The sequence below is a fragment of the Rubricoccus marinus genome, assembly GCF_002257665.1.
GTDB classification, from domain to species: Bacteria; Bacteroidota; Rhodothermia; order Rhodothermales; family Rubricoccaceae; genus Rubricoccus; species Rubricoccus marinus.
The window spans coordinates 1,756,446-1,777,479 of the sequence record NZ_MQWB01000001.1 but is presented as its reverse complement, the minus strand read 5'-3'; the positions used below and the strand labels follow the sequence as shown (position 1 = coordinate 1,777,479).

Sequence of the window (21,034 nt, the reverse complement as noted above, 5' to 3'; positions counted from 1 at the left end):
CGATGACGCCCTTCTTCTCCTTCCGCCAGAGGCTGACCCCGACCGCCGCGCCTCTGGCGCGCGCCGTCGCCGCCGTGCTCCTTCTCCTCGTGGCCAAGGGCTGCGACCTCAGCGGTCCCGACTACGAGGAGCAGATCGTCGTCAGCGCGATCCTCGAGGTGGGCGAGCCGCTCCGCGCCGTGACGCTTTCGCGCACGACCGCGCTGGGCGGGACCTCTGGCGCCACGCCCCCGGTCACGGACGCGAGCATCACGATCTCGCTTCTGGACGCCTCTGGCGCGCCAGAGGCGGAGTACGCCTACGCGCACATTGGGGGAGGGCGTTACGTCACCGATGATTCGACGTCGATCACGCTGCCCGGCCGCACGTACGCATTCAGGGCCGACGTGCCGGGCCGCCCCCTGATCACGGCGCGCACGACGACGCCAGAGGCGGTAACCCTGGCGGAGGACGTGGCGCCAGAGGTGACGTACCTCCAGGGCTTCAACGGACTCGGACCGAGCTTCCGCGTACGCTCGGGCGCCGCCGCCAGCGGCGATCAGAACGTGTTCCTGATTGGCATCTCCGCCGATGCCATTGACGACTACGAGGTGTACCAGCGGGACGACGAGTCCTTCGGACTCCGGCGCCAGTTCGTCGAGGGCCGCTTTGGCCCGACCGCGGACGCCGCTTCGTTTATCGATGGCATCGACTGCGAGCCGCTGGGGAATGGCGCATACGACTGCGATTTCCTGCCCGAGGACATCGCGGGAGGTGAGTCGCCCCTGCTGAACGAGGAGTCGTACGTCCGCAACGGGGACGGGACGCTCACGGTAATTGTCCCGTGGCTGGCGGTGAGCTTTTTCGGACCGCACACGTTTACGCTGAACTCGCTGGACCCAGCGCTCGTGGCGTTTATCTCCACGCAGTCCGTCCAGTTCAACCCGACGACCATCTCGCCCGGGGAGATTCCGAATGTGACGACGAACATCGAGAACGACAGCGGTCTCGGCGTGTTCGGGTCCTTTGCGCGGACATCCGTGACGACGACCATCGTACCGTAGCGGCATAAAAGAAGGGCGCCACACACGCGTGCGACGCCCTTCTGGGTCTGAGGTCCGGAGGCGGACTATGGAAGCAGGACCTTGTCGATAACGTGGGCGACGCCGTTGCTGGCGTACACGTTGGCCTGCGTAACCGTTGCGCCACCGACCATCACCTTGCCGTCCATCTTGCGGACCTGAAGCTGCGCGCCGTTTACGGTCGTCAGCATCTGGCCATCGCGGAGATCAGCGGCGCTGAGGCGGCCGGGGACGACGTGGTAGGTCAGGACAGCGGTGAGCTGGGCCTTGTTTTCGGCCTTCAGCAGGTTGTCAACCGTTCCAGCGGGAAGCGCGGCGAAGGCGCTGTTCGGCGGAGCGAACACGGTGAACGGGCCGGGGCCGGAAAGCGTCGCGCCGAGATCGGCAGCCGTTACGGCCGCGACGAGCGTGGTCAGATTGCTGGCGCCAGAGGCGTTCTGGACGAGGTTCTGAGTGGGCAGCATCATCGAGCCGCCTACCATCACGCCGGCGTTGGCGTCCATCTCCATTTCGCTGGAGGAGGAGCAGCCTGCGAGAAGCGTGAGGCCGAGAAAGAGGGAGAGAAGGGTCTTCATGAGAAGGGAGGGGTTGGAAGTGAAACAGACTACCGAGCCCCAAAGAGGGCGAGTAGCCGATGGACACCCAAGCGGACGTAAGTGTTTGTCCGAGCGCTCGCGCCAGAGGCGGAGCGGGTGCGTGGTTGGTACACGCCGCTACCCTTGACGCGGTTTTCACTTCCGAGTGAAAGTTTGAGAGAGCCCTGTTTACGCTAAAACGGCACGTCATCCGTCACGTCCTCTGGCGCCCGCTCCCGTACGGCCAGGCGAATGCCTCTGGCGTCGAAGCCGAAAAGGTCCTCTTCGGAAAACACCTGCCGGAAGGCGTGGTCGGTCTCGAAGAAGGCCGAGAACTTGGACGCGAACTGGTCCAACCGGCCGATGTAGTGCGCGGTGTCCTCGTCCGGGTCCGCCGGGTCCCACTCGCTCGCGAGCTTGGCGGCCTCGAACACACGGCCACCGCCCCCTGCGATGTAGAACGCGATGCGGTCGCCGATGCGGACGGGCTCGCCTGTGGCCTCGGCGCGCTGTTTCGCGAGCTCGTAGGAGGCCGGTCGGTTGCGTTTGCCGTCGCGCACGTCGCGCTCGTATCGCGCCAGAGGCTGCTTGAGCGTTTCGATCCGCTGGAAGCTGGCCACGCCGTCCCAGTCGTGCGCGATGATCCTCTGGCGGTGGTTGAGGTAGAGCGCGTGGAGCGCGGCCACGTCTTCGGCTAGGAGCAGTTCGATGGCGCGGCGCACGAAGCGGCGGCCAAAGCGCTCGGTGCTGCGCGAGACCAAGCTGGAGCCCTTTACCTTCAGCGTTCCGTCGTAGCCGAGCAGCGCGTAGGTCTTCTTTTTGAATGACAGCATCCGCTCGAATCGGCCGTCGAAGCCGATGCGGATGCCCTCGGGCATCTTCTCGGAGAGAGCCGAGACGAACGCGCGCTCGGCGTCGCCAGAGGCGGATTGGGCCTCTGGCGGGGGGACGAACAGGACGCCGTCGGTGTCCACCTCGACGATGCGGCCGCCGCGATCGCGGATCAGCGCCATGATCTGCCGCAATAGCTTCTGGCCTGTGGCCGCCACGCGGTCGGCTTCGGCGAAGTCGTTAAAGGCCGCGAAGCCGAAGCCCATGTTGCCGTAGAACGAGTTGATGATGTTCTTGTAGGCGGTTTGGCGCGCGTCCAGTTCGCGCGTCTCGTTCTCGCCAGAGGCCTCGCGCATGGCGCGCTTAGTGACGAATCGGAGGTCGGTGAGGCGCTGGAGCAGGCGTGGGAAAATGCCGAGCGCGTCGCGGCGGGGCTGCACGCCGTAGTTGAGCATGATGGACGGGTACAGGCTCTCGACGTCGGCGTAGACGACGGGGCCGACGACGCCGGTCATGAACACGTCGGTGTAGCCGCCCACGATCTGGCTGCCGGCCTCGGCGCGGGGCACGCTGTGGCGCGCGTGCAGGTAGCCGCGGACGAACAGGCTTTCGATCTTCGACGCCGGCCCGCTCCGCGCGCACTGGCCGTACGGCATCGGCACCATCTGGGTGAGGTAGAAGGTGCTCCCGCTCAAGTGCTCCGCGATGGCAGCCGTCTCGATCACATCGTCCAGCGCGTAGTCGATGAGGCGTTGTGGGTCCTCGCGCCACGTCTGCGCGATGTCCTCGCCCTCGATGTACGTGCGGCCCTCTGGCGCGAAGCCGAAGTACTTGGCGACGCCCTTCAGCGTGTAGTTGGGCAGGTCGCGCGAGAACACGTCGAAGCTCATCACCTGGAACAGTGTGTCCACGATGTGGCGGCCGGCGATCTCGACGGCCTCGAACTCAATCTGCCGCTCGGCAAAGCGCATCGAACTCGGAAAGCTCCGCGGCTCGCTTCCGTCGCGGCCGAGCGCCAGAGGCACGCCGTGGCGACGGCAACGCGCGGCGAGGTAGGGGAGGTCGAAGCCAAAGACGTTATGGCCTTCGATCACGTCGGGGTCGCGCTCGCGCATCAGCTCCAGCGTTTCTTCCAGAACGCTTTGCTCGTCCATGAGCGGGCCGCCCACAACGCGGCTCCACCCGCGGTTGTCGCTCAGCGCTACGAGGATGATGCGGTGCTCGGGTACCTCGGCCTGCGGGAAGCCCCGCTCGGAGTACACCTCCAGGTCGAACTGGAGCCGGTGGAGGTCGTGGAGCTCCATGCCCTTGAAAAGCGTCCGGCCAGTCTGCATCAGGTACTGCTGTTCCGGGCCACCCACGAAGTAGATGGCGTCCGGGCGCTCCTTCTGCGTGTCGCTCGCCTGCTGGATGTGCCGCCGCGCGTCCCAGTAGCTCCCGGCGTCCGGAAAGACGACAAGCCACTGGTAGGCGTTGGAGCCCGCCAGAGGCTGAAACTGGAAACGGTCACGCGGGAAGCCTTTGAGCAGGTCGATGTCGTCCAGCAGGAAGAACGGGTGGTAGCGCTCGTCCTCCCACGTCACCGCGTCCTCTGGTGTGCGGCGGTACACGCGCATTGTGCCCGGCCCGACGGGGTGGAGCGCGACGATCCGCTCGGTCAGGTCGTGGCCATAGAGCAGGGCGTCCTCCTCGGGGCTGAGCGCCTCTGGCGGGAGTGCATCAGCGCCAGAGACGTCCGGTACGTTTTCGCGCTCGGGCGCTGTCATTGGCCCCCGCCAGAGGCGTCGAACATCACCTCGAACAGCTGAGCGAGGCGTCCATACAAAGGCTCCATGCCCGCTTCGGTCCCTTCGTGCGAAACGGTCAAGAGGTATTGCCCGGCGGGAGAGGCGTAAAAGTCCGCAAGGCGCGTGACGGCTTCTGGCGGAACGTCGCGGTAGGCGTAGCGCGACGAGGTGATCATGGTGCTCTGAAACCCTTCGAACTGCGCGCCCAGCACGGAGTCGACCTGTTCCTCGACGGACTTTCCACCGAACGCGACATCTTGGGCGCCACTGGGCATAGCAGACATCATGGCGATCGTCATCTTGCGCGAGGACTCGTACGAGGTCTCAGCCATGCCGGTAGAGCTCACGAGCCGCGCGACGGTTAGGCTATCGGCGAGGTCGTAGGCGCTCGGGTTCGCGAGCACGGAGACCATCTCCTCCCCAGCCTCGGCGCTTGCCATGGACTGCTGGATATCGAGCAAAGGCCGGAGGACTGGATCCGTGAGCACCTCGATAGCGGCGACCGTGTTGTCGCGGTCGTAGTTGCGCACAAAGGCCGCGCGCACGCTGTCGACGATGGCCTGAGACGCGAAGGCGGCGAGCAAGCTGTCGGCGAGCGGGGCTGGCAGCGGGGCGCTAGCAAACTGATCGGCAGTCATGTCCGGGGACTGCAGTACGCCCGAGACCTCTAACAGCCGCTCCACGAGCACGCTGTCCTCAGGCGCCAGAGGCTGGGCCGCAAGGGAAGGGGAGACGATGGCGAGAGCGAGGAGGAGAACGCGCATGTGTCAGGTTACTGTGTGAGGGGTGTCAGGCGTGTGTCGCCGTTGGTCTCGGTCACGTGGTACACGGGCTGCCGGCGCTCGCGGAGCGCGACGAGGACGCTGTCGTCTTCGAGCGTGATGAGAACGCGGCCGAGGATGGCGGCGAGAGCCGGCGCGCGCTCCATCGCGATGTCGTCGTAGAACGATTGCTCGGCTGCGTCCAGCCTCTGGCGGAGCGGCGTGGCGAACGCCGAGGTGAGACCTTCGGGGAGCGACGGTGCCTCGGGTGCCCTGCCGCCGTCGAAATCGAAACGTCGGTACGTGATGTCGAACGTGGTCCCGTACTCGTGGCTGGAGCGGCCGCGAACGGCGTTGACGTTGGTGCCGCTCAGGTTGGCCTGATCCTCGCCGGACCGGAGCAGCGACGAGACGGTAAAGCGGAACTGCGGCAAACCGCGCGCCTCCAACTCGCGCCCGAACCGAGCCGAGATGGAATCCAGCGCGACCCCCACGCCGGGCGTGGCTCGGTAAATGGAGTGCGTGGCGTCTAGGAGATTCACGCTCGCGTTCGACGCCAGAGGCACGAGGCCGCCCGCGTCGGCGGAGTCGGCCAGGGCTGCGCGCTGGGTGACGGGCGGAATGCCGCGCGCCTGCGCCTCCTCCACGTGCGTCGCGTTGCGCGATCGGCGGAGGTCTGCGATCTCCTCGTCGCTGAGGTCGGTCACGCGCGAAAGCCTGGATTCGATCTCGCTCAAAAACGCCTCATGGGCGTCGGCTGCGTCGCTTACCAGCGCGGCCTGCTGCGTCGTAAATGCCACGATGCCCACGCCGACGAGAGCGAGAAACACAGCGGCCCATCGCTTCTTGAACCGGCGCCGAGAGGCCGCCTCTGGCGAGAGATCGTCGGGTGGTGCGGGAGGAGAGGCGCCAGAGGGTTCGGCGGGCGCCAAAGGCGCGCTAGTCGGAGTCGGGGTCGGATCGGTCGAGGTCACCAGGGATTCGATGCGTGACGTGAAAGACGGGCTGCTCGGCTTCGAGCAGGACCACCAAGCGTTCGTCGCGCTGCATGGAGCCCAGCGCGCGAGCGAGCGCGCCGTACAGGTGGTCCCAGCGGGAACGCGCGGCCTCCGTATAGGTGTCCACGAGCAACCGATTCGCCCGATCTAGATGCGGATCGGCAACGTCTACCGTGATGGAATCCTGAGGCGAAGACGCGTACGCATAGCGGAACGTTACGATGTCGACACTTGCGCCGTACTCGTGGGAGGACGTGCCCGAGGTCGCGTTGCGGTTGCGCCGGCCGAGGTCGGCCTGCAGGTCCGCTGTTCGCAGCGCGGACGACACGCTAAACCGATAGGGGGGGAGTCCAGACCGGGCGAGCTCAGCCTGGAAGCGCCGGCCCGCTTCGGCCAGGCTTTCGCGCAGTGCTGGGGTGGTAAATGGCTTGGAATGCTCCAGCGTGCGCACCACGTAGAACTCGGTGTCAACGAGCGGCACGAGCGCGCCAGAGGCCAGGTGACGCCCCAACTCAGCCTCGCTCGCCAGCGGCTGCACGCCGAGCGAGTCCGCCCAGCCGAGGTGCACGCGGTAGTTCGGCGTCCGTGGGCGGCGCAGGCTGTTCTCCTCCTCTGGCGAAGGCGGCGCGAGCCGCTCCAGCGCGCCACGAAGCCGAGCCGCGCGGGCATCCAGTGAGTCCAGCGCCGGGGAGTCCGCAGCCTCTGGCGGAGGCGGGGGAGGCACGCGCTGATCTCGCTGGTTCCAGCCCAGCGCGAATGCGAGGCCGCTGGCGAGAAGGAGAAGCAGGACGAAACCGAGCGTGCGCATCATCTCGTTGGAGTCAGGACGCCGCATCCGATCACCTCGCCGCCGCCAGAGGCCCACCCATCGTCCTGGCTGGCGCGGACGACGACGGCGCGGCCAACGGCGGACACGTACCCGTCCAGCGAAACGACGGGGTCGATCCGGTCGAACCGGCCGCGGCGGCGATCATCGCCCTTGATGTTGCCGAGGTCGCCCGCGTGGCGCCGGCCTGTCGTGGCATCGTACGGGCCGTGCGTCGCGCGTCCATCGCCGAGGTGACGCGCAGGGTCGAGGTCATCGCAGGAGCGCGCCGAGAGGATCTGCACGCCGTGGAAACGGTCGCGACCGAGACCGTCCAGGCTCATCAGGACGCGCGTGCCGCCGCCAACGCGCCGCAGCGTGACCGTCCCTGTCACGTCACCCTCTACCTGAGCCCGGGCCGCCGAGACCCCTTGCACGTCTACAGTATCGGCGCTGATCGCGCGAGGGGCGGACGCCTCTGGCGCCAGAGGCGTCGGGTCGTCTTGCGCGCAGGCAGCGAGGCCGAGAAGCAAGAAGGGGAGGAGGCGCACGGGGTCAGGTAGCTTAGCCCCATGAACGGAGAAACCCGCCCAAAGGTCCGTCTCAGAGGGCGAGACATCACGATGCACTACGGCTTCCGCGCGATCCTCCGCGGGATCTCGCTCGAGGTGCGCGAGGGTACGCCTCTGTCGGTGACAGGGCCGAACGGGTCGGGGAAGTCCACCTTGGTCAAGGTCTTGGCAGGCGTCCTCACCCCGACCGGCGGAAGCGTCGACCTCACGGTGGGTGAGACGCTCGTGAGCGCCGACGAGCGTGCGCACCGTGTCGGCCTCGTCACGCCGGACCTCGCGCTCTACCCCCAACTCAGCGCCCGCGAGACGCTGGACTTTCTCGCCCGCGTCCGAGGGCTCACGCCAGAGGCCGACGTGCTGAGCACGCTCGCCCGGGTCGGCCTGGGGGACCGCGCCGACGATTACGTGTCCACCTTCTCGACCGGCATGCGCCAGCGGCTCCGCATCGCCACGGCGCTGCTGCACGACCCGCCCGTTTTGCTCCTGGACGAGCCCGGCGCCACGCTCGACGCCAGCGGCCGGGATCTCGTGGCATCGCTCGTGCGCGAACCATCGCGCGCCGTTGTCCTCGCCACGAACGACCCGGAGGAGGCCGCGCTCTGTGCCGATCAGATCAGCGTGGTGTGAGGGTGTGAGATGGGTTGTCCCGCCAGAGGCCGCGTTCGCGCGCCCTAGCTCTGTCACCCTCTAGCCTCTGGCGCTGGGGCGGGCTCAGCGTTCTACCGACACACCCACCGCGCCCAATCCCTCGCGCTCTCTATCCGTCCGCCATCGCGAGGGCTGCAACCGTGACCTCCGCGCCGGCGTCAAGCAGCGGCTGCGCCGCCGCAAGAAGCGTCGCGCCCGTCGTCACCACGTCGTCCACGAGGAGGACGCGGACGCCCGCGAGAGGCCGAGCCTCTGGCGAGCGCGCGAACGCACCGGCGACGTTTTGCCACCGCTCGCTAAACGCGAGCGTGGTCTGCGTCCGCGTGCTGCGGGTGCGAACGAGCAGGTCCTCGGTCTCACACGCGAGCGCGTCGGCTGCGCCAGAGGCCAGCCCGGCGGACTGGTTGTAACCGCGCTCCAACTCGCGGATGGGCGCCAACGGGACCGGGCACACAACGTCCGGGGCCCAGCCTCTGGCGTGACGCTGCGTTGCGTCGCCTAGAAGGCGCCCCAAGGGGATCCCGAGGCTGGGGCGGCGCCCGTACTTGAGCGCATGCTGCACGCGCTGGACCGTCCCGCCGGGATCGAACCGCCACAGGGCGACGCTGCGGCGCGCCAGAGGCTCGGCGCAGTCCCGCGCGAGGAGTTGGCCGGCCAAAGCCTCGGGCGCCGGTCGCGGTAGCATCCGCACGCACGAAGCGCATATCGGCGCGGCGTCCGCCAGAGGCCCGCCGCAGCCCAGGCAGAGGCTCGGAAAGACGAGGCCGCTGGCGGCACGGACGGCAGAACGGAAGGCGCGGAACACGAACATCGCGAGGGTGCGGGAGGGAATATCTTCCGGCTCCCTCACGCATCCAACCCTCCTATGGCCGAACGTCGCGGCATGGTCGTCAAAAACGTCACCGAAGGCCCCCTCACGGTGCGCCTCGCCTCGCGCTCGTTCTCGCTGGAGTCGCAGGAAGAAACCGTCGTCAACGCCACCGAGGTGCGCGATGTCACCCTGCGCGACTGCTTGCAGCGTCGCACGCTCGCGGTCGTCCGCCCGGCCTCGGCCGAGGAGACGGAGGGGATCGGGGAGGACGCCAGTGGCGAATAGCCGGTGCGCGTCCTCGCGCTCGAACCCTGGCACGGCGGCTCTCACCGCCGGTTTCTAGACGATCTGGTGCGCCACAGCGCGCACGACGTGCGGCCGGTCACCATGGCCGCGCGCTATTGGAAGTGGCGGATGCAGGGCGGCGCCGTCACGCTCGCCGAAAAGGCCCGCGAGGCGTGCGCCGACGGCTGGACGCCAGAGGTCATCTTCGCCTCGGACATGGTCAACGTCCCGGCCTTTCTCGCGCTCACGCGCGACGTGTTCGCGGACGTGCCGGTGGTGCTGTACTTCCACGAGAACCAACTCACGTACCCGCTTCGCGAGGGAGAAGACCGGGACTACACCTACGCATACCTCAACATCCTGTCCGCTCTCGCGGCCGACCGTGTGGTCTTCAACTCCGAATTCCACCGCTCGGAGTTTTTCAGCGCGTTGCCGGACCTCTTGAGGCGCTTCCCAGATTACACGCACGTAGGCACGCTGCCGGCGCTGCGCGAGAAGTCGTCAGTCCTGCATCTGGGATTGGACCTTGCCGGGCTGGACGCCGCGCGGCCTCTGGCGGAGAAGCGGCGCGTGCTGGAGCCCGGCCCGCCGATCCTGCTCTGGAACCACCGCTGGGAGTACGACAAAGACCCCGAGGCCTTTTTCCGCGTCGTCAACCGATTGGACGACTCCGGCCACCGATTCCGGCTCATCCTGGCCGGGCAGTCGTTCGAGGAGACGCCGCCGGCGTTCGAGAAGGGGTTCCGGCGCTACGCCGAGCGCGTGATGCACTACGGCTACGCCGAAAGCTTCGAGGCCTACGCCTCGCTGCTGCACCGGGCGGATATCGTCGTGTCCACGTCGAAGCACGAGTTTTTCGGCATCGCCATGATGGAGGCGATCCACTGCGGGTGCCACCCGCTGTTGCCCAACCGCCTGACGTACCCTGAACTGATCCCCGCTCAGCTCCATTCGCCGTTATTGCACGCGCCCGTTCTCTACGAGGACGAGAACGACCTCTTCGAAACCCTCAAGCGCTTGCTTTCAGGCAGCGACAGGCGCCTCCCCGCCGAGGTGCTCCGCGAGATCCCTGCGCACCTCGCCTGGCGGGAGCACATCGCGCACTATGACGCGCTGTTCAGCGAGGCCGCTGGCGCCAGAGGCAGATCCTCTGGCGCGGCAACCGACGAGGGGTAAGGCCCGGGGCGGTCGCTACTGATCCTCGCCGAGAAGGCCGCCCAGGAGGCCGCCAGCGGCGAGCCCTCCCAGTGCGCCGAGGGCGCCGCCGTTGCCGCCCGTCTCACCCCGGTTGCTGAAAGACCGGCTCGCCGCCACAATCCGGTCTGCGAGGCGGGAGAACGGGAGGCTCTGGAGGTAGACCTTGCCGGGGCCCTGGATTTTGGCGAGGAACAGCCCTTCGCCGCCAAACAGCGCGTTTTTGAACCCGCCCTGGAACTCGATGTCGTAATCCACGCTCGTCTCGAAGGCGACGAGGCAGCCGGTGTCCACTCGGAGCGTTTCGCCTCTTGCGAGATCGCGTTCGATCACCGTCCCACCCGCGTGCGCGAACGCGAGGCCGTCGCCCGTCAGCTTCTGAAGGATGAAGCCCTCGCCGCCAAACAAGCCTGCGCCGATCTTCTTGGTGAACGCCACCTCTATTTCGATGCCCTGAGCCGCGCACAGGAACGTGTCCTTCTGGCAGAGGAACGTGCCGCCGAAATCGGACAACTCGATGGGGATCACTTTCCCTGGATACGGAGCGCTGAACGCGACGCGGGCCATGTCACGGCCGCCATTCGTGAACGAGGGGATAAAGAAGCTCTCGCCGGCGATCCGGCGCTTGAGTCCCTTCATGAACCCGCCGCCGGTGCCGGTGTCCATCTGGATCGGGCCATCCATGTACAACATCGCGCCCGCCTCGGCGCGTACGGCCTCGCCGGGATCGAGTTCGATCTCGACGATTTGCATGTCGTCGCCGTGGAGCGTGTAATCGATGTCGTGGGCCATGGGTGCGTGCAGGGGTGTGATCTCGGATACGGGAAACCGCCGCCGCCCCCGTCATGCGCGCGTGGCAGTGGCGCCTCTGGCGTGGCGGCGGCGCCAGAGGCTACCGCTGGGCTTCGAAGGCGCGGATCAGCCGCTTCGCCGCGGCCTCGTCGAAGGCCATCCCGCTGTTGGTTTCGCCCTCTTCCTCGAAGCTGAACGTCGGACCGTCGCCTTCGCCGTCGATGATCAGACGGCCGCTTTCGTAGCGCAAGGCCTGGACATCTTCGTGGGGCAGTTGCACCGTCGAGGCGAGCGCCTTGGCAATGACTCCGCCGGCGAGGCCCTTGACCATCTCGTCGATGCTGTCGTCGCCGCTTTCGGCTTCAAACCCTTCTTGGGCCTTGGCCTGGGCTTTCTTCGTAAAGCGGAAAAACACGACCTCGTCCGTGACGCCGACCTCCACCTTGCCGTCTGCACTCTGCTCAAGCGCAGCGATCTCGCCCCGGATAGGGTCGCTGAAGCCAACGTCCGCACCGGCAGAGTCTTCCGCTTCGCCCAAGGCCTCGGCTGGAGGCGCCTCTGGCGCACCCGCGTCGGTGTCGTAGTCGGAGCCGCAAGCAGAAAGGACGAGAAGGGTGAGGGAGAGGGCAGCGGTTCGCATGAGGGCGATTGTGTGGTGGTCGTGCGGCTACGCGGGCCTCTGGCGCATGGTTACGCCAGAGGCCCGCACGGAGAGGGGATGCGCCAGAGGCTAGCGGCCCGCTTCGGAGGCGCGGCGGGTTTCGGCAAACGCCTCGCTGGGTCGCCACTGGGGACGGAGGTCGCTTGTCGCGATGCCGTAGCCGATGCGGAAGGCGACGCGGGTTTGCTGGAGGATGCCGCCAAACGAGAGGTCGTCGGTCATCTCGTCCCCCGGCTGGTGGTAGCGCTTGCCGCGGTAGTCGGCGCGGACCTGGGCGGCGTAGTCGGCAGGGCGGCCGCGGTACGACTCACCCGTGTTGATAAAGACCGCCGGGACGCCGCCTCTGGCGAAGGCGAGTTGGTCGGAGCGGAAAAAGAGCCCCTGGTTGGGCGCCACGTCCATCGTAACGCGCAAGCCCTCGGCACGGGCGGCCTCGGTGAGGTAGCCGAACATCTCGCTCCGCTCGGCGCCGATGCCTACGATGTCGTCGGTCTCGCCGTAGAGGTTGCCGGAGTCCACGTTGACGTTCGCGATGATGTCGCGCAGCGGGACCGGCGAGTTGGCCGCGAAGTGGGCCGAGCCCAACAGGCCGGACTCCTCAGCCGAAACCGTCACGAAGTACACGCTGCGGCGCGGCGGCGGGCCAGAGGCCACGAACGCCTCGGCGATCTCCAGCAGCATCGCCACGCCAGAGGCGTTGTCGATCGCGCCGTTGTAAATCCCGTCCTCGCCGCGGGCCTCGGCTTCGCGGTCGATGCCGAGGTGGTCGTGGTGGGCGGTGTAGACCACGGCCTCTTGCGCTGCGTCGGCGCCGGGCAGCTTGCCGACGACGTTGGTGCCGGTCACGCCTTCAGCGTGCGCAAAGGCCATCGACGCTTCGAACGTGGCCGGGACGCTCACGGGCTGGAAGGACCGGCTTCCGGCCATCCGAAACCAGTCCTCGAGCGACATGCCGCCCATGCGTGCCAGGCCTCTGGCGGCCTGTTCGGAGATCCACCCGGCGAGCGCGAGCGCTCCTTCGGGGACCTCGACGTTTTTGTAGTGCTCGCCGTAGGCGTCGCCGTTCAGGACGGAGAACGGGTAGCCGGCCGTCGCCTCGGTGTGGACGAGGAGCATCCCCAAAGCGCCGCGGCGTCGCGCTTCCTCGTACTTGTAGGTCCACCGACCGTTGTACGTCAGCGTATCGGCCTGGAAAAGCGTGGGCTCCGAACTTGTCGCGGGCGGGTCGTTGACAAAGCTGACAACGATTTTGCCGCGCACGTCCGTGTCTTTGTAGTCGTCCCAGTCGTAGCCGGGGTTGGTGATTCCGTAGCCCACGAACACGATCTCGGCGCCCGCAAGGTCGAGGTTCGAGATCGTGCCGCCGGGTGTGCCGATGATGTCCGGGCCGTACGCCAGAGGCATCGGGGTGCCGCCCGCCTCTGGCGCGAAGGCGATGTTCTCGGCCTCGGTCGTGCGGACGCTTCGCAGCGGCACCGGCTGGCGGAAGGAGCCGTCTGGCATCCCGCCCTCCAGGCCGATCTCGCGCATCTGCGCGATGATGTAGTCCACAGTTTTGCGCTCGCCCGCCGTACCGGTCCCGCGCCCTTCGAAGGCGTCCGACGAGAGCGTGGCGGTGTGCGCGCGAAGGTCCACGCTATCGAGCGCGGCCAGGGCAGCCTCTGGCGGCTCGGGGAGCACGCGCGGCGCGGTGCTGCCGGCGTCTACCGTGGCCGGCGAGCCGGAGCACGCGGCAAAGGTGAGGCTGAGCGGAAGGACGAGGAGAAGTCGTGTCATGTCGGGAGATGGGAGCAGCAGGTGCAGGCGGAGCCTCTGGCGCCAGAGGCCGCTGGGGATCACGCGGGAACGAGGCGGAGCGTCCAAACGGGACGGCCGGGCAGGAACGGGAGCGGGCGGCCTTCGACCCAGGCGTCGTGGCCAGCGCCCCAATACGGGGACAGCGGGTGGCCGGCCTGCCCGCCGGGCATGTGTAGGATGCCCTCATCCTCGCGGCCGGGCGAGACCACCATGCGCTCGCTGGAGCCAAACGACGCGGCCGCGACCCGCGGCGTCCAGGCGTCGCCTGGGATCGGGTCCGCCGGCATCCGCAAAAGCCGCCCGACAAGCGGGAGCGCGTCCGCCAAAGGGTGCTCGATCTCGGCCTTGTTCTCCAGTCCCCAGGTTTGCGGCGTGGCGGCGGCGGCCTCATCCGCTGCACTGAGCAGGAGGGCTTCCCACGAGTCCCAGTCCGGCGGCAGGAGGTGGGCGGGGCGCTCGCTCGCGAGCTGCCAGATAGCGGCTTCGCTGAGCGCGCCCGGGTCGTCGTACATCGCCAGAGGCAGCGCCATCAGTGACGCCGCGATGCGGCTGCCCACCTCGGCGCGGAACCGCTTGACGACGCCGTAGCTGGGCGAGTCGGTCGAGGCGCGGCCGGTCCACCCATCCAGCCTCTGGCGCAGGGCCGAGCGGTCCACGCCGTCGCTCGCGTCGGTGACGATGCCGCTAAGCAGATCGCGCCAGCGGCTCATAAACACCGCCCGGTCGTCGAGTTGGATCGCGAGGAGGTCGGCGGGCACAATGGGCCGAGTCAGGGCGCGGAGCCCGTCGCGGATCTGCTGCGCGCGCGCGCCAGAGGCGTACCCGCCATCGCCGATGAGCCGGAGCGCGTCGCCGCTCACAACGCGGGCGTTGGCGGTCCACAGCTGCCCATCTGCCGGGTCCACGATGCGCGGCACGGCCTCTGGCGCCAGAAGCCCGGTCCACAGCGCGTCGGGATCGGTGGAGGCGGTGGGCTCCTGGCCGCTTCGGCCTACGCGCTCGGGGATGCGTCCCGCGATGGTCCAGCCGATCCGCCCACTCCGGTCGCCTGCCACGAAGTTCTGCGCCGGGATGCCCGAGCGGTTCGCGATGTCCAGTGCCTCGTCCAGTGACTGCGCCCCTTCGAGTTCGATCAGCCGCAGGTTGGTCGCCTCGGGGCGGTGCGCCGCCCATTGCACGGCGTAGCGGTCGCCACGGCCGTCCTCTAGCAACACGGGGCCCCATGGGCTGATCTCGACATCCAGCAAGACGGAGTCGGCGCCGGCCACGTACAGCGTCTCGCGCTGCGTGCTCAGCTCTACCGTGCCCGTGTCGGTCCGCACGAGGTTGGTCATCCCCGGCTCCATCTCCAGCCGGACGAGGTCCACGTAGTCCCCGTACGAGTTCGTAAAGCCCCACGCGACGCTCCCGTTGGAGCCCACGATGACGAGCGGCGTGCCGGGCAACGTGACACCCGAAACGGTCATCGCCGCGCCGGCCTCTGGCGTGACGGTCATCGACGCGCGGAACCAGATGTTCGGGAGGCTGATTCCGAGGTGCATGTCGTTGGCCACCATCGCAGCGCCGCTGGCAGTGCGCGCACCCGAGACGGCCCAGTTGTTGGAACCCACGCGAAGCGCGTCCCGCTGCAACTCCGAGAGAAAGCTGTCCTCAATGCCCGAGTCTCCGACGGGACTGGGAAGGAACCCGCCGAGCGAGTCGGCCTCTGGCGGCGGCGGCGGGGAGACGGCTTCTCCCGCCAGAGGCGCGTCCCACTGGTCGCCTCCGGGGTCGAGAAAGCGGGCTAGCGCCGGAGGGAGCACTTCGGTCCGGGCAAAGACCGCCAACTCGTCGTCCAGGTCCGACCGCTGGAGGTCGATGGTCATGGCGTACGCGGCCAGCAGCGCGTCCTCCGGACGCCAGGCGTCGGGCGATTGCCGGAGCACGAGGTATTCGAACGGACGCGCGCCGAGAGCATCGGTCCCGGCGTTGACGCCAGAGGCGTACGCGTCCAGAATCGCGCGGTGGTCGTTGGGCAAAGCGTCGTAGGCCGCCCGTGCGCGTTCGCGGAAGAGGTGCGGGCGGAGCACGCTGTCCGCGCTCAGGAGCGTGGGGCCGAGCAGTGCCGAGAGCTCGCCGCTGGCGGCACGGCGCAAAAGGTCCATTTGGAAGCGGCGCTCCTGCGCGTGGACGTATCCCAGTGCCCGCGCGGCATCGGCGCGGGTGGTGGCCTGGATGTGGACCACACCCAGGCTGTCACGGTCTACAACGACCTCACCCTGGAGTCCCGCCAGAGGCTCCTCGCCGTCCAAGTCTGGTAGGGACGCACGGACGGCCAGCCATGCGCCGAGGCAAACCAGGGCTACAACGACCAAGAGGACGGCGGCGAGACGAGCGAGCAGTTTCACAGATCACGAGGGGAAGGGCCAGAAGGTATCTCCGCCCTGCACCGCGCCCGTGGCGTCTCCAATTGGCCCGCGTGCGCCGCCGCGCTACTTTTGTCCTCCCCGCCTCTGCTCCCTATGTCCGATCACAACGTCTACCACATCGTCCCCCGCAACGGTCGCTGGGCGGCACGCCTGCAGGGCTCGCCTACGGTATCGCTTGAGGCCGACTCCCGCTCGGCTGCGCTGGAAGGCACTGAGGCGATCGTGCGCCAGTTGGGGGATGGGCGCATCGTGCTGCACGGCGAAGGGGGAGCCATCGAGTCCGTCCACACCTTCGAGCAAATCGTGGACAACCCAAATTCTAGCTGGACCGACGCGCTACGCTCGGCCCCGTTCTTGGTCGGCATGGCGGCCGTGTGCCTTGTTGGCGTCGGCTTCGCTCTCCGCGGGCGGCGGTAAAACGGATCCGCCAGAGGCCTGATCCGCCAGAGGCCTCTGGCGGCCACGAGAAAGCCCCGGCCTCACAGGGAGACCGGGGCTCGTGCGGCCGAAGCCGCGGGACCTACGGGGCGTTCTAGCGAACGACCGTGAGACGCTGCGTGGAGACGAACGTCTCGCCCTGCGCGCGGATCACGTACGGGCCAGCCTGGAGGCTGCTCGTGTTCACCGTAAACGTGGTCTCCTGACCAGAAGCCAGCGGGCCCTCGTGGAGGGTCGCGACGGCGCGGCCGAGGAGGTCGTACACGACGACGTTCACCGACTGCGAGGTCTCAACTTTGAGAGAGACCTGCGAAGCGCCAGAGGCCGGGTTCGGCTGCGGCGCGGTAAGCGCGAACTCCGCGTTGGGAGCGTTCTCGTTTGCCACGACTGGCGTGAGCGCCAGGTCGAACGAAACGGCGCCGGTGGCCGCGGTCGTAACGCCGAAGCCGGCGACGCGGATGAGGTACGTCGTGCCAGCCGTTACGGGGACGTCGCTGAGGAGCGAGGTGAGACCCGTTCCGCCGTCGTCGTTGCAGTCGATCTCCGTGCCGTCCGCCTGGTGGAAGGTGAGGATGGTGTCGAAATCCGAAGCGGAGAGGTCAATGGTGACCGTGCCGTCGGAACCCGGCGTGTACGCCCAGAAGATGGACGCGCCCTGGAGGCTCTGGCAGCTCGGCACTGGCTCATCGGTTTCCAGCGTCGCCAGAATGTTCGATCCGCTGTACGTCCCGTCCTCGCTGATGGGGGTAGCGTCCGCGATGTTGTCGTTGTCTGGAGCGGTTGCGGCAATCCCGGAGAGGGCGATGGTGCTGGGCGAGCTCGCGGCGTTGCTGGCGATCGTCACGCTTCCACCCTCGTCTCCTGCAGCCGTCGGGGAGTAGGAGATCTCGAACGTGGTTGAAGCGCTAGGCGCCACCGTCATGGAGGTGCCCGTCATGTCAACCGCGAACCCGTCGCCAGAGGCGTCGATGGATGAGATCACGAGGTCCGCACCGCCGTTGTTGGAAACGGTGATCGTCGTCGTTGCGGTGCTGCCGACCGGGACGATGCCGAAGTCAACGGCCTCGCTGCTCAGCGCGATGACGGAACCCGCAGGCGGCTGCTCCACAAACACGTCGTCGATCACGAAGGCGTCTCCGTCATCGTTGCTGAAGACGAACGCGATGTAGATGTCCATGCCCGCGTAAGCAGACAGGTCGTACGTCGTCGCGGTAGGACCTTCTGCGAGGGTGGGCAGGGTGGCCTCCGTAAACGTCGCGATCACGTCCGTGAAGTCGGCAGCCGAGGCGTTACCGGACGTGGACACTCGGATCTCGTAGGTGGAACCGTACTCTGCCGCGTACAGCTCGAACAGAGTGGCACGGAGCCGGTCGCCGTTGACGATCGAGACCTGAGGCGTCACGAGGTAGTCCACGGCGAGGCCGCTGGCGACGTCCTCGAAGAACACACCGGCGGCTTTGCCCAACGAGGGGTCATCGGCGCTGTACGGGAGCACTGCCCAGGTCTCGGCCGCGGCTGCGCCGGTTCCCGCCTCGAACTGCGTCCAGCCCTCCGGGAGACCACCGTTCTCGACGGCGTCGAAGTCTTCGGCGAGGGTCGCGCCCGAGCCTCCTGATTTGTGTGCGGGCAAAGCACGAACGTGCTGACCCTGGTACAGATCAACCTGAGGAGAGGCGACGGGCCCGCCTTCGCCCTTCGGGCTGAATGTTTTGGTCTGAGCGGACGCGCCGGCGGTAAAGCCGAGCGTCACACACAAAGCCAATAGGTGTGTAGAAAAGCGCATGGTGGTGAGGGGGTGGGGATGAAAACGCGGCTCGTATTTGCCGCGGCCCCATGATACTTAGAGCCTGTGTGAAATGTCAGGCTCTGCCTAACAAACGTGTAGGACAATCCCCTAACGGCCATGCATAAGTGAGCCCCCGGTGCCGTTAGCACCGGGGGCTCGAGTTCGTCGCCAGAGGCCTCTGGCGGGAACGGGGGGACGTCTACATGTTCTCGATCAGCGCGTCGCCAAACTCGCTGCACTTGAGCAGCGTCGCGCCGTCCATGAGGCGCTCGAAGTCGTAGGTGACCCGCTTCTGCGAGATGGTCGTTTCCATCGCGCGGATGATGGCGTCGGCGGCCTCGTTCCAGCCCATGTAACGGAACATCATCTCGCCGGAGAGGATAACCGAGGACGGGTTGACCTTGTCCTGGCCGGCGTACTTAGGCGCCGTGCCGTGCGTGGCCTCGAAGATGCTGACGCCGGTGTCGTAGTTGATGTTGGCGCCCGGCGCGATGCCGATGCCGCCGACTTCAGCCGCGAGGGCGTCGCTCACGTAGTCGCCGTTGAGGTTCAACGTTGCGATCACGCCGTAGTCCGCGGGGCGGGTGAGGATCTGCTGCAGGAAGGCGTCGGCGATCACGTCCTTGACGGTGATCGTGCGGCCGTCTACCTCGAAGGTGCGCCAGGGGCCGCCGTCCAACTCTTCGGCGCCGTACAGTTCTCCGGCCGTCTCGTAGCCCCAATCGCGGAAGGCGCCCTCGGTGAACTTCATGATGTTCCCCTTGTGCACGAGCGTGACGCTATCGCGGCCCTGAGCGACAGCGAAGTCCAGCGCGGCCTTGACGATGCGGCGCGTGCCCTCTTGCGAGACGGGCTTAATGCCGAAGCCAGCCGTATCTGGGAAGCGGACGTTCTGGAAGCGCGTCGGGAAGTGCTCCTTCATGAGCCGCTTAAACGTCTCGGCGTCCTCCGTCCCGTTCTCGAACTCAATGCCGGCGTAGATGTCCTCCGTGTTCTCGCGGAAGATGACCATATCCACCTTCTCGGGGTTCGTCACCGGGCTCGGGACGCCGTCGAAGTAGCGGACGGGGCGGACGCACGCGAAGAGGTCCAGCTTCTGGCGGAGCGCCACGTTGAGCGAGCGGATGCCGCCGCCGACGGGCGTCGTGAGCGGCCCCTTGATGCTAACGAGGTGCTCGTTGATGGCATCGAGGGTGTCCTGGGGCAGCCACTCGCCGAACTGGTCGTGGGCTTTCTGGCCGGCAAAGACCTCGAACCACTCGATCTTGCGGTCGTCGCCGTAGGCCTTCGCGACGGCGGCGTCCAGCACGCGGCTCGCGGCGGCCCAGATGTCGGGGCCGATGCCGTCGCCCTCGATAAACGGAATGATCGGGTTGTCAGGGACGTTCAGCCCGGCGTCCGACATCGTGATCGTGTCGCCAGAGGCAGGGGTCGTGAGGTGCGTGTAGTCAGCCATGGGGTGCGGTTTGGAAAGGAAGTCGGCGAAGGTACGGGAGGTGCCGCTGTGAGCGCCGCGCGGGCCTCTGGCGCCAGATGCCCGCACACTGCAGTTAGACGCGGTGCGAGCGCCAGATGGCGAGCAGCGCCACGAGCGCGAACACGGCGTGGGGGATCCAGGCGGCGGCCACGGGCGGGATGTCGCCGACGTATCCCAACGGCTCCATCGTCTTTTGCATCGCGAGGTACAAGAACGCGACGCCGAGACCGAGCACGAGCTGGGCGGCCTGCCCACCGCGCCGACGGCGCGACGCCAGAGGCACCGCGAGCAGCACGAGGATGAGGTTGGCGAGGGGGTAGGACAGCTTGCTCTGGAGCGAAACGATGGGGCGGCCTCGCTCCCGCACGCCGGCCCTACCCAGGGATTCGACGTATGCGCGCGCTTCGGGGATCGTCATGCGCTCCGCGTCGCGGTCACTTTGTGCGAGGTCGCGGGGCAGGACCGAAAAGGCGGTGTCCAGTTGGGTCGCCTGGCGGAGCGTCTCGCCGCCTCTGGCGTCGAAGGTGCGCGTGGTGACGGTCGTGAGGCGCCACGTCCGGAGCGTGTCGATCCACTCCATCTGAGGAGCGTCGATGCGTTGGAGGACGCCGGAGGGCAGGCCGCCAGAGGCGGTATCGAGTTGGAGGGCCGTGATGCGGATCGCGCGGCCTTCCTCGCGGTCGAAGTAGCCGACGGCGAGGATGGCGTCGGGCGCGAGCTGACGGACGATCTCCGAGCCGGTGCGCTCCTCGGGTGCCTCACGGTAGTACCGGTTCTGGAAGTCGTGGACGACGGCGTTCGCGCGGGGGACGACCCAGCCGTTGAAGGCAAACAGCGCAGCCGTTATTGCAAACCCTGCCAGCACAAACGGCCGCGCGTACCGCCACACGCTCACGCCCGCTGAGCGGAGCGCCGCGAGCTGCATCGACTGCGCCAGCCGCGCTGTGGTGTAAATCGCGCCCAGGAACACCGCCAGAGGCGAGACCAGCCGTACGATCTCGGGGATGTAGTGGAGGTAGTACGTGCTGAACACGTCCTTCTGCGTCGCCCCGCGGTCCAGGAAGTCGTCCACGTACTCCACGTAGTCCAGGACTACGAACGTCACGATGAGCAGCACCAGCAGCAGGCCGCTGGCGGCGAGAAAGCGGACGAGGACGTAGCGGTCGAAGCGGGTCAAACGGGAGGGCGGGGACGTCGGTGCAAGTTCAGGACAACGCGCGGGCCGCGCCTCTGGAGCGAGAGGCGTGGAAGGAGGCTGCGGATTCGGCTCCGCCAGAGGCCTCTGGCGAGGCCGGGGTCTGGCTGGGCGGCCTCTCAGTTAAGTGGTACAAAGCGTCAGGCGAACCC

General features: G+C 67.5%; 18 protein-coding genes and 1 pseudogene. 5 read left to right on the top strand and 14 right to left on the bottom strand.

Going from position 1 to position 21,034, the window contains the following annotated elements:
• The first annotated feature begins 2 nt into the window (after positions 1-2).
• Positions 3-1,043, top strand: coding sequence for a DUF4249 family protein (locus BSZ36_RS07445; RefSeq protein ID WP_094547479.1), 1,041 nt, complete (start codon positions 3-5; stop codon positions 1,041-1,043).
• Positions 1,044-1,108: 65 nt separating this feature from the next.
• On the opposite strand, the gene BSZ36_RS07440 is transcribed toward BSZ36_RS07445, so the two are convergent.
• The 6 genes from BSZ36_RS07440 to BSZ36_RS07415 all read right to left on the bottom strand — a co-directional run bounded on the left by BSZ36_RS07440 (position 1,109) and on the right by BSZ36_RS07415 (position 7,369).
• Positions 1,109-1,636, bottom strand: a complete 528-nt coding sequence (locus BSZ36_RS07440; RefSeq protein WP_094547477.1) for a fasciclin domain-containing protein — start codon at positions 1,634-1,636, stop codon at positions 1,109-1,111.
• A gap of 194 nt (positions 1,637-1,830) precedes the next feature.
• Entirely contained in the window at positions 1,831-4,233 is a 2,403-nt protein-coding gene (locus BSZ36_RS07435) for a DNA polymerase domain-containing protein (protein WP_218827603.1), read from the bottom strand.
• A complete protein-coding gene (locus BSZ36_RS07430) occupies positions 4,230-5,018 on the bottom strand; it encodes a hypothetical protein (protein WP_094547475.1) in 789 nt (262 codons plus the stop codon). The genes BSZ36_RS07435 and BSZ36_RS07430 overlap by 4 nt, the downstream gene beginning before the upstream one ends.
• Positions 5,019-5,026: 8 nt before the next feature.
• The gene (locus tag BSZ36_RS07425; protein ID WP_094547473.1) at positions 5,027-5,947 is read right to left on the bottom strand and encodes a DUF5715 family protein; all 921 of its coding nucleotides are present in this window, start codon (positions 5,945-5,947) and stop codon (positions 5,027-5,029) included.
• Between the two features lie 7 nt (positions 5,948-5,954).
• Positions 5,955-6,824 (bottom strand): DUF5715 family protein, encoded by an 870-nt coding sequence (locus BSZ36_RS07420; RefSeq protein WP_094547471.1) that lies wholly within the window; start codon positions 6,822-6,824, stop codon positions 5,955-5,957.
• Entirely contained in the window at positions 6,821-7,369 is a 549-nt protein-coding gene (locus BSZ36_RS07415) for a superoxide dismutase family protein (protein WP_179271077.1), read from the bottom strand. The genes BSZ36_RS07420 and BSZ36_RS07415 overlap by 4 nt, the downstream gene beginning before the upstream one ends.
• A gap of 108 nt (positions 7,370-7,477) precedes the next feature.
• Between BSZ36_RS07415 and BSZ36_RS07410 the strand changes: the two are divergent.
• Positions 7,478-8,017 (top strand): annotated as a pseudogene (locus tag BSZ36_RS07410) (ATP-binding cassette domain-containing protein); the annotation flags it as partial.
• Between the two features lie 130 nt (positions 8,018-8,147).
• Here the strand turns inward: BSZ36_RS07410 and BSZ36_RS07405 are convergent.
• Entirely contained in the window at positions 8,148-8,888 is a 741-nt protein-coding gene (locus BSZ36_RS07405) for a ComF family protein (RefSeq protein ID WP_143536803.1), read from the bottom strand.
• A gap of 15 nt (positions 8,889-8,903) precedes the next feature.
• Between BSZ36_RS07405 and BSZ36_RS07400 the strand changes: the two genes are divergently transcribed.
• Positions 8,904-9,134, top strand: coding sequence for a hypothetical protein (locus tag BSZ36_RS07400; protein WP_094547463.1), 231 nt, complete (start codon positions 8,904-8,906; stop codon positions 9,132-9,134).
• Positions 9,135-9,137: 3 nt separating this feature from the next.
• On the top strand, positions 9,138-10,310 hold the full coding sequence (locus BSZ36_RS07395) for a tRNA-queuosine alpha-mannosyltransferase domain-containing protein (protein WP_094547461.1): 1,173 nt from the start codon (positions 9,138-9,140) through the stop codon (positions 10,308-10,310).
• A gap of 15 nt (positions 10,311-10,325) precedes the next feature.
• On the opposite strand, the gene BSZ36_RS07390 is transcribed toward BSZ36_RS07395, so the two are convergent.
• The 4 genes from BSZ36_RS07390 to BSZ36_RS07375 form a co-directional block, all read right to left on the bottom strand.
• The gene (locus tag BSZ36_RS07390; RefSeq protein WP_094547459.1) at positions 10,326-11,120 is read right to left on the bottom strand and encodes a TIGR00266 family protein; all 795 of its coding nucleotides are present in this window, start codon (positions 11,118-11,120) and stop codon (positions 10,326-10,328) included.
• A gap of 100 nt (positions 11,121-11,220) precedes the next feature.
• Positions 11,221-11,760: a hypothetical protein gene (locus BSZ36_RS07385; RefSeq protein ID WP_094547457.1), complete on the bottom strand. Its 540-nt coding sequence runs from the start codon at positions 11,758-11,760 to the stop codon at positions 11,221-11,223.
• 90 nt (positions 11,761-11,850) lie between these two features.
• Entirely contained in the window at positions 11,851-13,557 is a 1,707-nt protein-coding gene (locus BSZ36_RS07380) for a M20/M25/M40 family metallo-hydrolase (RefSeq protein WP_143536802.1), read from the bottom strand.
• A 59-nt stretch (positions 13,558-13,616) separates the two neighbouring features.
• Positions 13,617-15,965, bottom strand: coding sequence for a penicillin acylase family protein (locus tag BSZ36_RS07375; RefSeq protein WP_094547453.1), 2,349 nt, complete (start codon positions 15,963-15,965; stop codon positions 13,617-13,619).
• A gap of 114 nt (positions 15,966-16,079) precedes the next feature.
• On the opposite strand from BSZ36_RS07375, the gene BSZ36_RS07370 reads away from it, so the two are divergent.
• Positions 16,080-16,403 (top strand): DUF2188 domain-containing protein, encoded by a 324-nt coding sequence (locus BSZ36_RS07370; RefSeq protein ID WP_094547451.1) that lies wholly within the window; start codon positions 16,080-16,082, stop codon positions 16,401-16,403.
• Between the two features lie 115 nt (positions 16,404-16,518).
• On the opposite strand, the gene BSZ36_RS07365 is transcribed toward BSZ36_RS07370, so the two are convergent.
• From BSZ36_RS07365 to BSZ36_RS07355, 3 genes are all read right to left on the bottom strand, one after another.
• On the bottom strand, positions 16,519-18,054 hold the full coding sequence (locus tag BSZ36_RS07365) for a choice-of-anchor D domain-containing protein (protein WP_179271076.1): 1,536 nt from the start codon (positions 18,052-18,054) through the stop codon (positions 16,519-16,521).
• Positions 18,055-18,409: 355 nt separating this feature from the next.
• On the bottom strand, positions 18,410-19,666 hold the full coding sequence (gene icd, locus BSZ36_RS07360; protein WP_094547447.1) for an NADP-dependent isocitrate dehydrogenase: 1,257 nt from the start codon (positions 19,664-19,666) through the stop codon (positions 18,410-18,412).
• Positions 19,667-19,760: 94 nt separating this feature from the next.
• Complete coding sequence (locus tag BSZ36_RS07355; RefSeq protein ID WP_179271075.1) at positions 19,761-20,864, bottom strand: LptF/LptG family permease; 1,104 nt, start codon at positions 20,862-20,864, stop codon at positions 19,761-19,763.
• Positions 20,865-21,034: the final 170 nt, after the last annotated feature.

Excerpts from the sequence above, each read along its gene's own strand:
- BSZ36_RS07400 (WP_094547463.1), top strand. The coding sequence starts at position 8,904 with ATGGCCGAACGTCGCGGCATGGTCGTCAAAAACGTCACCGAAGGCCCC.
- BSZ36_RS07380 (WP_143536802.1), bottom strand. The coding sequence starts at position 13,557 with ATGACACGACTTCTCCTCGTCCTTCCGCTCAGCCTCACCTTTGCCGCG.
- BSZ36_RS07390 (WP_094547459.1), bottom strand. The coding sequence starts at position 11,120 with ATGGCCCACGACATCGATTACACGCTCCACGGCGACGACATGCAAATC.
- BSZ36_RS07445 (WP_094547479.1), top strand. The coding sequence starts at position 3 with ATGACGCCCTTCTTCTCCTTCCGCCAGAGGCTGACCCCGACCGCCGCG.
- BSZ36_RS07435 (WP_218827603.1), bottom strand. The coding sequence starts at position 4,233 with ATGACAGCGCCCGAGCGCGAAAACGTACCGGACGTCTCTGGCGCTGAT.
- BSZ36_RS07420 (WP_094547471.1), bottom strand. The coding sequence starts at position 6,824 with ATGATGCGCACGCTCGGTTTCGTCCTGCTTCTCCTTCTCGCCAGCGGC.
- BSZ36_RS07385 (WP_094547457.1), bottom strand. The coding sequence starts at position 11,760 with ATGCGAACCGCTGCCCTCTCCCTCACCCTTCTCGTCCTTTCTGCTTGC.
- BSZ36_RS07440 (WP_094547477.1), bottom strand. The coding sequence starts at position 1,636 with ATGAAGACCCTTCTCTCCCTCTTTCTCGGCCTCACGCTTCTCGCAGGC.
- BSZ36_RS07370 (WP_094547451.1), top strand. The coding sequence starts at position 16,080 with ATGTCCGATCACAACGTCTACCACATCGTCCCCCGCAACGGTCGCTGG.
- icd (WP_094547447.1), bottom strand. The coding sequence starts at position 19,666 with ATGGCTGACTACACGCACCTCACGACCCCTGCCTCTGGCGACACGATC.
- BSZ36_RS07430 (WP_094547475.1), bottom strand. The coding sequence starts at position 5,018 with ATGCGCGTTCTCCTCCTCGCTCTCGCCATCGTCTCCCCTTCCCTTGCG.